At 72.7% G+C, this 13,331-nt stretch carries 14 protein-coding genes; 6 read left to right on the top strand and 8 right to left on the bottom strand.

Annotated features, from left to right (window positions below; translation table 11 throughout):
* Positions 1–4 precede the first annotated feature (4 nt).
* The 4 genes from ACS3YM_RS16690 to ACS3YM_RS16705 form a co-directional block, all read right to left on the bottom strand.
* Positions 5–1,303 carry an extracellular solute-binding protein gene (locus ACS3YM_RS16690; RefSeq protein ID WP_439937556.1) on the bottom strand — a complete coding sequence of 433 codons (1,299 nt, stop codon included), beginning with the start codon at positions 1,301–1,303 and terminating at the stop codon, positions 5–7.
* A gap of 304 nt (positions 1,304–1,607) precedes the next feature.
* Positions 1,608–3,056: a flavin-containing monooxygenase gene (locus ACS3YM_RS16695; protein ID WP_439937557.1), complete on the bottom strand. Its 1,449-nt coding sequence runs from the start codon at positions 3,054–3,056 to the stop codon at positions 1,608–1,610.
* 42 nt (positions 3,057–3,098) lie between these two features.
* Entirely contained in the window at positions 3,099–3,836 is a 738-nt protein-coding gene (locus tag ACS3YM_RS16700) for a glutamine amidotransferase (RefSeq protein WP_439937558.1), read from the bottom strand.
* Positions 3,833–4,981, bottom strand: a complete 1,149-nt coding sequence (locus ACS3YM_RS16705; protein ID WP_439937559.1) for a CaiB/BaiF CoA transferase family protein — start codon at positions 4,979–4,981, stop codon at positions 3,833–3,835. Before ACS3YM_RS16705 ends, ACS3YM_RS16700 begins: the two co-directional genes overlap by 4 nt.
* 201 nt (positions 4,982–5,182) lie before the next feature.
* Between ACS3YM_RS16705 and ACS3YM_RS16710 the strand changes: the two genes are divergently transcribed.
* The 4 genes from ACS3YM_RS16710 to ACS3YM_RS16725 all read left to right on the top strand — a co-directional run bounded on the left by ACS3YM_RS16710 (position 5,183) and on the right by ACS3YM_RS16725 (position 9,601).
* Positions 5,183–5,755 (top strand): PadR family transcriptional regulator, encoded by a 573-nt coding sequence (locus ACS3YM_RS16710; RefSeq protein ID WP_439937560.1) that lies wholly within the window; start codon positions 5,183–5,185, stop codon positions 5,753–5,755.
* Position 5,756: 1 nt separating this feature from the next.
* Positions 5,757–7,769, top strand: a complete 2,013-nt coding sequence (locus tag ACS3YM_RS16715) for an oxidoreductase (RefSeq protein ID WP_439937561.1) — start codon at positions 5,757–5,759, stop codon at positions 7,767–7,769.
* A 123-nt stretch (positions 7,770–7,892) separates the two neighbouring features.
* Complete coding sequence (locus ACS3YM_RS16720; RefSeq protein WP_439937562.1) at positions 7,893–9,053, top strand: hypothetical protein; 1,161 nt, start codon at positions 7,893–7,895, stop codon at positions 9,051–9,053.
* Positions 9,050–9,601, top strand: coding sequence for a nucleotidyltransferase domain-containing protein (locus ACS3YM_RS16725; protein WP_439937563.1), 552 nt, complete (start codon positions 9,050–9,052; stop codon positions 9,599–9,601). Before ACS3YM_RS16720 ends, ACS3YM_RS16725 begins: the two co-directional genes overlap by 4 nt.
* A 15-nt stretch (positions 9,602–9,616) precedes the next feature.
* On the opposite strand, the gene ACS3YM_RS16730 is transcribed toward ACS3YM_RS16725, so the two are convergent.
* Positions 9,617–10,600: a hypothetical protein gene (locus ACS3YM_RS16730; RefSeq protein WP_439937564.1), complete on the bottom strand. Its 984-nt coding sequence runs from the start codon at positions 10,598–10,600 to the stop codon at positions 9,617–9,619.
* A 109-nt stretch (positions 10,601–10,709) separates the two neighbouring features.
* On the opposite strand from ACS3YM_RS16730, the gene ACS3YM_RS16735 reads away from it, so the two are divergent.
* Positions 10,710–11,420, top strand: coding sequence for an esterase/lipase family protein (locus ACS3YM_RS16735; protein ID WP_439937565.1), 711 nt, complete (start codon positions 10,710–10,712; stop codon positions 11,418–11,420).
* A 122-nt stretch (positions 11,421–11,542) separates the two neighbouring features.
* The gene (locus ACS3YM_RS16740; protein ID WP_439937566.1) at positions 11,543–11,887 is read left to right on the top strand and encodes a DUF6907 domain-containing protein; all 345 of its coding nucleotides are present in this window, start codon (positions 11,543–11,545) and stop codon (positions 11,885–11,887) included.
* A gap of 6 nt (positions 11,888–11,893) precedes the next feature.
* Here the strand turns inward: ACS3YM_RS16740 and ACS3YM_RS16745 are convergent, their stop codons facing one another.
* From ACS3YM_RS16745 to ACS3YM_RS16755, 3 genes are all read right to left on the bottom strand, one after another.
* Positions 11,894–12,898, bottom strand: coding sequence for a beta-ketoacyl-ACP synthase III (locus tag ACS3YM_RS16745; RefSeq protein WP_439937567.1), 1,005 nt, complete (start codon positions 12,896–12,898; stop codon positions 11,894–11,896).
* Between the two features lie 30 nt (positions 12,899–12,928).
* Positions 12,929–13,063: a hypothetical protein gene (locus ACS3YM_RS16750; RefSeq protein WP_439937568.1), complete on the bottom strand. Its 135-nt coding sequence runs from the start codon at positions 13,061–13,063 to the stop codon at positions 12,929–12,931.
* A 76-nt stretch (positions 13,064–13,139) separates the two neighbouring features.
* Positions 13,140–13,280: a hypothetical protein gene (locus ACS3YM_RS16755; RefSeq protein WP_439937569.1), complete on the bottom strand. Its 141-nt coding sequence runs from the start codon at positions 13,278–13,280 to the stop codon at positions 13,140–13,142.
* Positions 13,281–13,331 lie beyond the last annotated feature (51 nt).

Consider the following 13,331-nt stretch of genomic DNA (forward strand, 5'->3'; position numbering starts at 1 on the left):
TCGGTCAGCCCAGGCGCTCGACGTCGGCGAGGAAGGAGTCCCAGGCCTCGTCGGCCGACTCCTTGCCCTCGTCGACTCGCTGGATCGCCTGCTGGAACGCCGTGTTGATGTCGGCGAACTTCGGACCCTTGTGGGCGATGAAGGGCACTGCCTCGGCGCGCTCGGCGAGGATCTTGCCGGTGGGCGCGTCGTTGAAGAACGCGTTGGTGGCGCCGGTCAGCGCGGGGTCCTCGAGGGCGTCGACCTGGCTCGGGAAGGTGCCCTTGGCCTGGAACGCCTTGACCTGCTGCTCGGGCGCGGTCAGCCACTTGGCGAGGGCCTTGGCCTCCTCGATGTGGTCGCCCTGCGCCGGCACGGTGAGGTAGGAGCCACCCCAGTTGCCGCCGCCGCCCGGGAACACGTTGGCGATGTCCCAGCCCTTGACGCCGTCGGCGTTGCCCTCGATCACGCCGAGCATCCAGCCGGGGCACGCCATCGTGGCGAAGCCGTCGTCCTGGAAGGACGCGGTCCAGTCCTCGCTCCACTGCACGAGCTTGGTGGAGAGGCCCTCCTCCGACAGCGACGTGACCGTGTCGAAGACCTCCTTCACCTCCGGGTTGTCGGCGGCGATCACGGTGTTGTCCTCGTCCTCGAAGGAGTACTCCACCTGGTTGATCATGGCCTGCGCGGTGGCGCCGGAGGCGTCGTACCAGGCGACGTCGGGCACCTTCTTCACGAAGTCGCGACCGGTCTGGAAGTAGTCGTCCCAGGTGCCGAAGAGCTTCGCGACCTCGTCGCGGTCGGTGGGCAGCCCGGCCTTCTCGAACAGGTCGGAGCGGTAGCAGATGCCCTCGGGGCCGATGTCGGTCCCGTAGCCGATGAGCGCGCCCTCGGGGGTCGTCGCGGCCTCGGACTTCCAGTCCAGCCAGCGGCCCTCGACCTCGGGGTCGGAGAGGTCGGCGAAGGCGTCGGACTGCTCCATGAGCGCGGCCCACCAGTCGACCTCGATCGCCTCGATGTCGGAGAGGCCCGAGCCGGCGGCGAGCTTGGCGTAGAGGTTGTCCTGGTGCTCGTTGGCGGTGCCGGCCTTCTTCTGCTCGACCACCACCTCGTCCTGCATCGCGTTGTACTCCTCGATGAGCTCCTCGTAGCCGAACTCGTTGAAGGTCGCGACGGTCAGCTTGATCTTGCCGTCCGCGGTCGTGCCCTCGTCGTCCCCGCCGCCGCCGCATGCGGCCGCGGTCGTCGCGAGGGTGAGCGCCAGCAGTGCGCTCGTGGCGAGTCGCGCTCGCCGGGTCCTCGTGGACCTACCTGATGTCTGCACCACTGCACTCCTGCCGTCCTGCGAAGCGCCGGGCGGGCTGCCCGGCCGGGAGGTGGACGTCCGTCGCGCTGTGAGAGCGCTTCCACTTTCGTCCGGGCACCACTATGGCGGCCGTCACATCCACGTGTCAACGGGCGCTCGGCGTGGCGCCGTACGAATGTGGGAGCGCTTCCACATGAGCCTCCTCGCTTCCCAGCGTCGCAGTCACCGGGTACCCGGTGATTCCTCGGGTTCTCGACCGTTGCAACGGGCAGGGACCCGCAGGGTCACCGGGTACCCGGGGATCGCGACAGCAGGAGAGAACTCACGACCAGCGGAGCACGCCGTCGTCCAGCTTCGCGGTACGGAGCGCGAGGGCGTCGTAGAGGTAGTTCTGCTTCAGCGCCCATGGCGCCCGGTCGCCCTGGCGCGGGAGCGTGTGCACCATCCGCTGGACGTAGCCCGACTCGAAGTCGAGCAGCGGCACCTCCTCCACCGAGGGGTCCCGGACCGGCACGACGGAGCGCGAGCGGGTGGCGCGCAGGTGCCGCAGCAGCCGGACGACGTACTCAGCGACGAGGTCGGCCTTCAGCGTCCACGAGGCGTTGGTGTAACCGATGGTGAAGGCGAAGTTGGGCACCCCCGACAGCATCATCGCGCGGTAGGCCATCGTCTCGCGCGGCTCGACCACCTCGCCGTCGACGGTGAGCTCGGCGCCGCCGAAGACCTGGAGGTTGAGGCCGGTCGCGGTCACGACGACGTCGGCGTCGAGGTGCCGGCCCGAGGCCAGCTCGAGGCCGGTCTCGGTGAACCCGAGGATCCGGTCGGTGACCACCTCGGCCGTGCCGTCCTTGATCGCGCGGAACAGGTCGCCGTCGGGCACCAGGCACATCCGCTGGTCCCACGGGTCGTAGGTCGGCCTGAAGTGCGTGTCGACGGCGTATCCCGGCGGGAGCTGGGCGACGTTGGCCTTGCGGACGACCTTGCGCACCAGCTCGGGGCGGCGCCGGCTGAGCCGGTAGAGGGCGGACTGCAGCGCGATGTTCTTCCAGCGGGTCACGGCGTAGGAGCGCTGCTCCCCGACCATCGAGGTGAGCCGGCGCTTGAGGCTGTCGGTGGCCGGGACGGAGAGGACGTACGTCGGCGAGCGCTGCAGCATCGTGACGTGGGCCGCACCGCTGGCGGCGAGCGCCGGGACGAGGGTCACGGCGGTGGCGCCCGAGCCGATCACGACGATGCGCTGGCCGGCGTGGTCGAGGTCCTCGGGCCAGTGCTGCGGGTGGACCACCCGACCGCGGAAGCGCTCCTGCCCGGCGAGCTCGGGCGTGTAGCCCTCGTCGTAGTCGTAGTAGCCGCTGCACGCCCACAGGAAGTCGGCGGTCGTCGTCCGGGTCTCACCGTCGACCTCGGAGGTGACCGTCCAGCGGGCGGTGGTCGGGCTCCACGACGCGGCGGTGACGTGGTGGCCGTAGCGGATGTGCTGGTCCACGCCGTAGTCCCGGGCGGTGTCGCGGACGTAGGCCAGGATCGAGGCACCGTCGGCGAGCGCGGTCGCGCCGCGCCACGGCCGGAAGCGGTAGCCCAGGGTGTGCATGTCGGAGTCGGACCGGATGCCGGGATAGCGGAACAGGTCCCAGGTGCCGCCGCTCGCCGCGCGGCGCTCGAGCACGGCGTACGACGTCCCGGGCAGGTCCTTGGCGAGGTGGGCGGCCGCGCCGATGCCCGACAGCCCCGCCCCGATGATCAGCACGTCCACGTGCTCGGCGGTGGTCACCTCGCCAGCGTAGATCAGGCTCTCGCGAGATGTAACTATGAGTTACACCTCAGTCGCGTGCAGCTCGACGAACCTCCCGAGCAGGCGGACCGGCTCGGTGACGAGCGCCTCGCGCGCCGCGGCCTTGAGCGACTCGCGCTCGTGCGGGAGGTAGTAGCCGTGCGAGCTGTAGGCGTCGATGCGGTCGCAGAGGGCGACCACGTCGAGCTCGGGGTGGAACTGGGTGGCGTACACGTTGCGGCCGAGGCGGAACGCGTGGACGGGGCAGGTGTCGGTGGAGGCGAGGAGCACGGCGCCCTCCGGCAGCCGGGCCACCGCCTCCTTGTGGCCCAGGAACGCCAGGAACTCCGGCGGCATCACGCTGAAGAGCGGGTCGGCGGCACCGTCCGGGGTCAGCCGCACCGGCAGCGCGCCGATCGGCTCGCCCCACGTGCGGTCGACGACCCCGCCGGCGAGGCCGCCCAGCACGCCGATGCCGTAGCACGCGCCGAGGAAGGGGAAGTCCGCCTCGACGACGCGGACGGCGAGTCGGCGCAGGTCGACCTCGGCGCTGCGCTGGGCCTCCGACTTCGTGTCCTCAGGGTCGGACACGTTGAAGGGTCCGCCGCCCAGGATGATGCCGGACCAGTCGGCGAGGTCGACCTCCCCGAGCGGCCCCTGCTCGAGGCGCACGCGCACCAGCTCGTCGGGTCGCAGGCCGCAGCCGGCCAGCACCGCGTCGTACTCCTGCTGGGCGACGTCGTCCTCCGCGCGGGTGCCGAGGAAGAGGAACGGCTTCACGCCTGGGTCGCCGCCCCGTCGGCGAGCAGCGCGTCGACGTCCGCGATGCCCCACGCCGCCAGGGCCTCGCGGGTGTGCTCGCCGGGGGTCGGGGGCGGCGCGGACAGGGTGGCCTGCGTGCGGGAGAACCGCGGCGCCGGCGCCGGCTGGGTGACGCCGTCGCGCTCGACGAAGGTGTCCCGCGCCGCGAGGTGCGGGTGCCGCGGCGCGTCCGCCAGGGGTACGACGGGCGCGACGCACGCGTCCGTGCCGTCGAAGACCTCGGCCCACTCGGCCTGCGTCTTCTCCTTGAACCGTGCGGTCAGCGCGCCGCGGATGGTGGCGTGGTTGGCGGGGTCGTCGCGGTCGGGCAGGTCGACGCCGATCCGCGTCTCCAGCTCGCGCCAGAACTGCGGTTCGAGCGCGCCGACGCTGACGTGCTGGCCGTCGGCGGTCTCGTAGAGGTCGTACCACGGCGTGCCACCGTCGAGCAGGCCCGACCGCCGGCGGCCGGGGTCGAGGCCGAGCGCCGCGAAGGTGGATGTCATGGCGTTGAGGTGCGCGGTGCCGTCGACGATCGCGGCGTCGACGACCTGGCCGTGTCCGCTCGCGCGCGCCTCGAGGAGGGCGGCGAGGACGCCGATGACGAGGTAGGTCGAGCCGCCGCCGAAGTCGCCGAGCAGGTTGCTCGGGAAGTGCGGCCGCGCCGGGTCCTGCCCGAGGCCGTGGAGCGCGCCGCTGATCGCGATGTAGTTCATGTCGTGCCCGGCGGCCTGGCTCCACGGTCCCTCCTGGCCCCAGCCGGTCATCCGGCCGTAGACCAGGCGCGGGTTGCGGGCGTGGCAGTCCTCCGGGCCGAGCCCGAGCCGCTCGGTCGCGCCGGGGCGCAGCCCCTCGACGAGGACGTCCGCGCCCTCGACCAGCGCGAGGACGGTCTCGACGGCCGCCGGCTGCTTGAGGTCGAGCGCGACGCTCGGCCGGCCGCGGTTGAGCAGGTCGCTGCGCCCGCTCGAGAGCGGGTTGCCGCCGGGCCGGTCGACGCGGATCACGTCGGCCCCCAGGTCGGCCAGGATCATGCACGCGTGCGGCCCCGGCCCGATGCCCGCGATCTCGACCACCTTCACGCCCCGCAGCGGCCCGGTGCCCTGGCCCAGCTCGTACGTCATGCGCCCGATCATGACACCGCCGCTGTCAGCGTGCGCGGGCGTCTCGGCCGTCGTTGCGATCACCGGGTACCCGGTGATCGCTGGGGTTATCGGCCGTTGCAACGGTCGACAACCCGAGGAGTCACCGGGTACCCGGTGATTCCGACGACAGTGACCCACCCCACCTTGCAACTCGTTGCATAGGTCGGCCAGACTGCGTCCATGGCCCTCGAGCACGCCCTTCTGGTCGCCCTGAGCGAGCGACCCGCGTCCGGGCTCGAGCTCACCCGGCGCTTCGAGAAGTCGCTCGGCTTCTTCTGGCACGCCACCCACCAGCAGATCTACCGCGTGCTCGCGCGGATGGAGGCCGACGGCTGGGTGACGGTCGAGGTGGTCGAGCAGGAGGGGCGACCGGACAAGCGCGTCCACACGCCGTCGGCGAGCGGGCGCCAGGTGCTGGCCGACTGGCTGGCGGCGCCCATGCCGATGGAGACGTTCCGCAGCGAGGTGGCCGTCAAGCTCCGCGGGGCGTCGTACGGCGACCGCGCGACGCTGACCGCCCACCTCGTCGACGCCCGGGCCGACCACGCGACGCGACTGGCGCACTACGAGAAGCTCGAGCGCGAGCAGTTCCCCGACCCTTCCACCCTCGACGCGGCCGGGCTCGACCAGTGGCTGGTCCTGCGCGGGGGCATCCGGATGGAGCACTTCTGGGTCGACTGGCTCACCGAGTACCTGCAGGCACACGAGACGGCACACGAGACGGCACACGAGACGGCACACGAGAAGGACTGACATGACGCACCCCCTCTACCCCCACCTCCTCGAGCCGCTCACGCTCGGCACCGGCCCCGACGCGCTGACCCTGCGCAACCGGGTGGTGATGGGCTCGATGCACACCGGGCTGGAGGACCACCCGTGGGACATCGACAAGCTCAGCGCGCTCTTCGCCGAGCGCGCGCGGGGCGGCACCGGCCTGATCATCACCGGCGGCTACGCCCCCACCAAGCGCGGCTGGCTCAAGCCCTTCGCCTCCGAGATGACCAACCGCCTCCACGCGATCCGCCACCAGCGGGTCACGGGCGCGGTCCACGACGCCGGCGGCGCGATCGCCCTGCAGGTCCTGCACGCCGGCCGCTACGGCTACCACCCGCTCTCGCAGAGCGCGTCGGACAAGAAGTCGCCGATCACGCCCTTCAAGCCGAGCGCGATGTCGACCAAGGACGTCGACCACACCGCGACCGCCTTCGCGAAGAGCGTCGCCCTGGCCCGCAAGGCCGGCTACGACGCGGTCGAGATCATGGGCTCCGAGGGCTACCTCATCAACCAGTTCCTCGCCGCGCGCACCAACGACCGCGACGACCAGTGGGGTGGCTCCGCTGCCCGTCGCATGCACTTCCCCGTCGAGGTCGTACGCCGCTCGCGCGAGCTCGTCGGCGACGACTTCCCGATCGTCTACCGGATCTCGCTGCTCGACCTCGTCGAGGGCGGCCAGACCTGGGAGGAGACCGCGGAGCTCGCGCTGCACCTGCAGGCGGCCGGCGTCACCGTCTTCAACACCGGGATCGGCTGGCACGAGGCCCGCGTCCCGACCATCATCACGCAGGTGCCGCGCGGCGCGTGGCGGTCGTACACGGCTCGGCTCAAGCAGGTCGTCGACGTCCCGGTCTGCGCGTCCAACCGGATCAACACCCCCGAGCTCGCCGAGGACATCCTGGCCAGCGGCGACGCGGACCTCGTGTCGATGGCCCGGCCGCTGCTCGCGGACCCCGCCTTCGTCGCCAAGGCGATGGACGAGCGCGCCGACGAGATCAACACGTGCATCGCCTGCAACCAGGCGTGCCTCGACCACGTGTTCGCCAACCAGCGCGCCTCCTGCCTGGTCAACCCGCGCGCCTGCCACGAGACCGAGCTGGTGCTGATGCCCACGCTTCGCAAGCAGACCCTCGCCGTGGTCGGCGCCGGGCCCGCCGGGCTGGCCGCGGCCACCAGCGCGGCCGAGCGCGGCTTCGTGGTGACGCTCTTCGAGAAGTCGTCGTCGATCGGGGGCCAGTTCCGGCTCGCGATGCAGGTGCCCGGCAAGGAGGACTTCGCCGACACCCTGCGCTACTTCACCCGTCGCCTCGAGGTCCTCGGCGTCGACGTACGCCTCGGGGTCGAGGCGTCTGCCGACGACCTGGCCGGATTCGACGAGGTCGTCGTCGCGACCGGCGTCGAGCCCCGCATGCCGGAGATCCCCGGCATCGACCACGCATCCGTGGCGTCGTACGCCGACGTGCTGAGCGGCGCGGTCGTGCCGGGCAGGCGCGTCGCGGTGATCGGTGCCGGCGGCATCGGCGTGGACGTCAGCGTCTTCCTCACGCACGAGGAGGAGGACCTCGACGAGTGGATGGCGCACTGGGGCGTCGGTGACCCGGCCCTCACCGAGGGCGGCCTGACCGAGGCCAAGCCGCGGACCCCCGCCCGCGAGGTGACGCTGGTCCAGCGCAAGACGACCCCGATCGGCATCGGCCTCGGCAAGACGTCGGGCTGGGCGCACCGCGCCGTGCTCAAGCAGTCGAAGGTGACCCAGGTCAGCGGCGCGACCTACGACCGCATCGACGACGAGGGCCTGCACCTCACCGTCGACGGCGTCGCGCGCTTGGTCGAGGCGGACACGATCGTGGTGTGCGCCGGGCAGGACTCCGTGCGCGGCCTCTACGACGGGCTCGACCGCGAGGCCCACCTCATCGGTGGCGCCGACGTCGCCGCCGAGCTCGACGCGAAGCGGGCCATCAAGCAGGGGACCGAGGTCGTCGCCGGGCTCTGAGGCCTGTTGCCGCGCTCCGGTGCGGTCTACGCTGCGAGGATGGCAGCCGCGTTGGTGGCGTCACTTCATGGTCGGGGCGCAAGGCCTCGGATCGTGAGCGCCGAGCCGGCGCCTCCTCCGTCCGTGGGGACCCTCGTCCTCGCCGGTGCCGTCCTCGGCACGACGTGGGCCGCCGGCCTGCGCGGCTGGATGATCCACATGGTCGGTCCGGAGTCGTCGCAGGTGCACTGGCTCAGCACCCTCGGCCTGGTGCTGGCTCCCGGCCTCGTCATCGGCGCGCTGCTGGGGCTGGCCGAGCACCGGCGCAGGAGCGGTGGGGCGCGGAGCTGGTGGCTGACCTTGGCGCCCTGCCTGTTCCTCGTGGCGCTGGCCGACCCGAAGGCGGGCCTGATGCTGCTGCTCAGGGAGGGCATCGGTGGCGGGGCGATCGGGGTGATGCTCCTCGGGCTCGCAGGTGGCTACGCGCTCTCCGGGCGCGGGCGTACGTGGTGGCGGCGCACGTGCGGCACCCTCGCCGTGGCCGGGCTGCTCCTGATGATGGTCATGGCCAGCGACACCGCGCCGCTCGAGTCGGCGTACGGCGTGTGGGTGGGCGTGTACGCCTCGTCCCTCCTGGCCGTCCTCATGCTCGGTTGCGCCGTCCCGCAGCGCATCGGACGCCCGCGCCTCGTCCCGCGCCGCTCGGTCGCCGTCGGCATCGGAGCGGTCTGCGGGCTCGCCTGGGCCGCCACGCTTCGCGCGTTCATGTTCGAGGTCGCGGGGGACGAGGCCGAGGTGCAGTGGGCGGGCACCTTCGTCTGGGTGCTCCTCCCCGGCACGGTCATCGGCATGCTGCTCGCCTGGGGCGAGCACCGCCGGTGGACCGGTCCCGTGCGCCACCGCCGCTGGCTCGTGTGGTCCCCGATGCTGTTCGCAGCCGTCCTGCTCCAGGACCCGCTCGCCCTCGTGGGCGGCTTCGACGGCGGGATCGGCCTTGCCGCCATCGCCGTCCCGGCCATGTGCATGGTCGGCGGCTACGCCCTCGCCCGCGGCGGGTCGCCCTGGCTGCGGGCCGTGGCGGGGCTCGTCATCCTGTCGGCCGTCCCGATCTGGGCGCTGACGGCGACCGACGTCGGCGGAGCCTCGCTGTCCCTCGGCTCCCCGCACGGCGCGTGGGCCGCCGTCCTCTTCTGGGGGCTGCTCGCGAGCTTCTCGATGGCGGCCGCCCTGCCGCGGGCGGCCTCGCCCGTCGTCTCCACGGCGGTGACGCCCCCGGCGTCGGTGGTCGATAAGGGCCGGACGTGACACTCGCGGGTGGGGCGCGCAGCCCTCAGGCACTGGAGCTCACCCCGCAGACTGCCGCGCTGGCCAGCGCGGCGGACGCGCTCGAGTCGGCGGGTGTGGAGCACTGGTTCTTCGGCGGGTGGGCCGTGGACCTGTGGGTCGGCCGCGTCACGCGGCCCCACGAGGACATCGACGTCCTGGTCCTGCGCCGGGAGCAGCCGCAGGTGGACGCCGCCCTGACGGCGGCAGGGTGGGTGCACACGCCTCACGCCGACGACGTCGTCGGCACCAACTACGCCGGTGACGGAGCCGACCTCCAGCTCACCTTCGCAGACGTCGGTGACGACGGAGGCCTGGTGGTGCCGGTGCCCGGGGCACCGGTCGTGGTCTCGACGCGCCCGGTGGAGCCCGCCCGACGGCCCCTCGGCCACCTGCAGGTCCGGGTGCTGCCCTTGGCGAAGATGCTGGAGACCAAGGCGTCGCCGCGGGTCGACGAGGCGGGCGCCGAGAAGGATCGTGCCGACGTCGAGGCGCTCAGCACCCTGTCCGGCGACGGCGCGACCGGGTAGACCGCGGGCCGCCGCTCACGCGACCGCCGGCACCGCGACCCGCGACGGCCGCCGCCCCGGCAGCCAGCGGACGGCCTGAGCGGTCTCGGCCGACGACCCGTAGACGAGCAGCGCGAGGAACACGCCGTACACGGGCAGGTGACCCACCATCTCGGTCTGGCCGAAGAGCAGCAGCGTCGCGTTGAACGGGACCATCGCGACGAGCACCGCGACCTGCGGGAAGGCGCCCGAGATGACCAGCAGGCCGAAGAGCAGCTCCGTCGCGCCGGCGATCGCCACGAAGGTCTCGGGCGAGACGTGGACGCCGACGAGGGAGAAGACGTCGAGGGCCGGGAAGCGCTCGAGGGTGTCGATCGCCATGGCGGGGTTGGTCAGCTTCTCGGAGAAGGCGAGCACGATCAGCGCGGCCCCGACACCGAGGCGCAGCCACAGGAGCGCCCAGCGCAGGTGCGCGCGGGTGGGGTGGGCGGCGCCGTGGGCGTCGGGCCCGGGAGGTACGACGACGAGGAAGGCCGCGACCGCGGCGAGGTTGGCGCACTCCCCCAGCGCCGTCAGGCCGGCGACCAGGGCGAGGGCGGGCGCGAGCCCGAGGACGAGGGCGGCTGCCGTGCGCAGCTGCCAGCCGGTGACCAGCCAGATGCCGAGGCCGGCCTCGACGAGCAGGAGCACGTTGCCCCCGAGGCCCTCGAGGTGGTCGTTGGACGGGGTGATGAACGCGCCCGTCGCGGCCAGGGCGAGCAGCGCGACGCCCAGGTGGATCCCGAGCAGGCGCGGCACCCACGGCACCAGCCGCCCAAGCGGGCTCAGTACCGCCAGCTCCGGCCGGTCGACCCGCAGCGCCACCGCACGCCAGAGGACCGTCACCGCGACGACGGCGGCGGTGAGGGCCAGCGGGAGCGGGGACAGGAAGAAGGACCAGTCACCCGCCTGCTGGGACTCCACGAACCAGCGCTCATGCGTGGGCAGGACAGGGGTGAGCACCGCGAGAGGGAGGGTCATGTGACCAGCGTGGTGGCGCGGGCCGGGTCGGGTGACCCGCAAAGGTCCCGACCTGGGCGCCGTTGGTCCCCTCGTCCGGAGACCACGCCCACGGACGTACGGTCGTGCCATGCTGCGATCCCTCCTGGCCACGTCCGGCGTCCGCTCCCGGGCGCGACACCTGTCGGCGCCGTGGGAACGACCGGACGGCGCGCCGCCGAGCCTCCGCGCGCTGGGCGAGCTCGGATCCCCGCTCGACGCCGCCCGGCTCGTCGGGGCGTGGCCGCGCCTGTCGCACGTGCCGCGCGGCGACGGCCACCTCGTGGTCGACATCCCCGGCTGGCGGGCCCCCGAGCTGACCGGCGCGCCGCTGCGGCGCTACCTGAGGCGACTCGGGTACGACGCCAGGGGCTGGGGCTTCGGCACCAACACCGGCGACCCGAGGCGCGACGTCGAGCGGCTGGGCGCGCGGGTGCTCGAGCTGGTCGAGGCCACGGGTGCGCCGGCGTCGCTGGTGGGCTGGAGCCTCGGTGGCGTGATCGCGCGCGAGGTGGCCCGCCGCCACCCCGACGCCGTGCGCCGGGTGATCACCTACGGCACACCGGTCACGGGAAGAGCGGCCCGCAGGCCGATCGAGGTGCCGCTGACGGTCGTGTTCTCCCGACGGGACGGCATCGTGTCGTGGCAGGCGTGCCTCGACCACACCTCACCACGCGTGGAGCACGTCGAGGTGTCCTCGACCCACATCGGCATGGGCGTCGACCCGGACGTGTGGGAGGTCGTCGCAGTGCGGCTCGCCGTGCCCCTCCGGAAGGGTGAGGGGTCGACGCCTGAAGGGTGAGTGTCGGGGTCGGCACGCGTAACGTGGGGCTGCGGCCAGCAGTTGCACCTCCACAGGCCCGCCGAGCAGCACGTCGCGGTGGCACCGCGCACGGCGTCGGCCGCACGTCTCGAGAGGCTCCCATGACGATCCACACCTCCTCGGCGGTCCCCGCCCTGCCGGCCGTCGCGTGCGCACCGTGGTGCGTCGACGGCACCGGCCACACCGACGCCCACTACCCGGAGGACCAGGTCTGCAGGAGCGAGACCGTCGAGGTCGAGCTCTCCCGCCCTCCGCTCATCGAGGTCGGCGACGACTCGTGGCGGCGCGACTCGGTGCACCTCTACCTGCTGCGCCACCCCGGAGCGTCGTCGCCCACGATCGAGATGTATCGCGGCGAGCTCGGCGAGTCTGTGTCGTTGGCGCTCGACGAGGCCGAGGCGCTCAGCTCGGCCCTCCTGGCCGCGGTCCGCAGCGCGCGGGGCTGACCCGACCTACCCCAGCGGCGGCAGCGTCACGACCTGGCCGGCATAGCTGAGCCCGGCGCCGAAGGCGATGAGCAGGGCCGTGTCGCCCACCGACGCCTCGTCCTGCCGCAGCATCGCCTCGATCGCGAGCGGCACCGACGCCGCCGAGGTGTTGCCGGACTCGGTGATGTCGGTGGCGACGGCGACCGAGTCGGGGAGCTTGATGTTGCGGGCCAGGGTCTGGGTGATCCGCAGGTTGGCCTGGTGGGGGATGAAGGCGTCGAGGTCGTCGACCGAGACGCCGGCCAGGCGGAGGGCCTCGTGGGCGACCTCCGCCATCGCGAACGGCGCCCAGCGGAAGACCGCGGTGCCCTCCATCTGGACGACGGGATGGTCCGGCGTCGACGTGCCGTGACCGCCGAGACAGCTCGGCGTCTGCGTGATGACGTGCGCCTGCGAGCCGTCGGACCCCCACGCCGCTGGTCCGATGCCGGCGACCTCCGACGGGCCCACGACGACCGCGCCCGCGCCGTCCGCGAAGATGAACGCGGTGCCGCGGTCGGTCGGATCCATGAACCGGCTCAGCTGCTCGGCGCCGATCACCAGGACGTACGACTCCGCTCCCGACCGCACCATCGAGGCCGCCAGGTTGAGGGCGTGGCAGAAGCCCGCGCAGCCGGCTGAGATGTCGAAGGCCGCGGCCGTCGTGCCGAGCGCCGTGGCGACCTGCGGCGCGGAGGCGGGCGTGTGCTCGGGGTGGGTCGAGGTGGCGACGATGACGCAGCCGACCTGCTCGGCGCGTACGCCGGCCGCGGCCAGCGCGCGCTCCGCGGCCGTCGTCGACATGCCGATGAGGGTCTCCTCCGGGCCGGCGAAGCGCCGCGTCCGGATGCCCGACCGGGTCTGGATCCACTCGTCGGAGGAGTCGAGCACCTCGCAGATCTCGTCGTTGGTGACGACCCGCTCGGGCCGGTAGACCCCGAGTCCCAGCATCGCGGCGTCGGTGAGCTCGGTGGGTTGCTGGATCGTCATGTGGCGAGCATAGGCACGCCCCGCCCAGACCTACCTGTCGCGGTCGGGGTCTGCCTCGGGGACGGGTGCGTCAGGCTCCTGCCCCGGCGCGACGGGGTTGACGCCGGGGTCGCCGGACGGCACGACCTGCGGGTCTGACTCGGGCTCGATCGGTGTGGTGGTCATCTGTCAGTCGTACGCCCAGCACGCCGGCGTCGCAACGCGTGCCCACCCCTTGTGATGGGGCGTCGGCCCCGGTCGGTCAGTGGCGACCGCCGGGGTTGCGCCGCTCCTGCACCTTGCGGACGGCTTCCTTGATCCGGGCCTGGTTCTGGGGCTTGCGTGCCTCGTCGTAGACCTTCTTCGCCACGACCAGGGCGCCTGCCTTCTTCATGATTCCCATGCCGACCACCCTGCCAGTGGGCGCCAACTGGAGCAGCCTCGGCCATCTGTC

Origin of the sequence: Nocardioides sp. N13(2025) (genome assembly GCF_051912545.1) — a bacterium.
Classification (GTDB): domain Bacteria; phylum Actinomycetota; class Actinomycetes; order Propionibacteriales; family Nocardioidaceae; genus Nocardioides.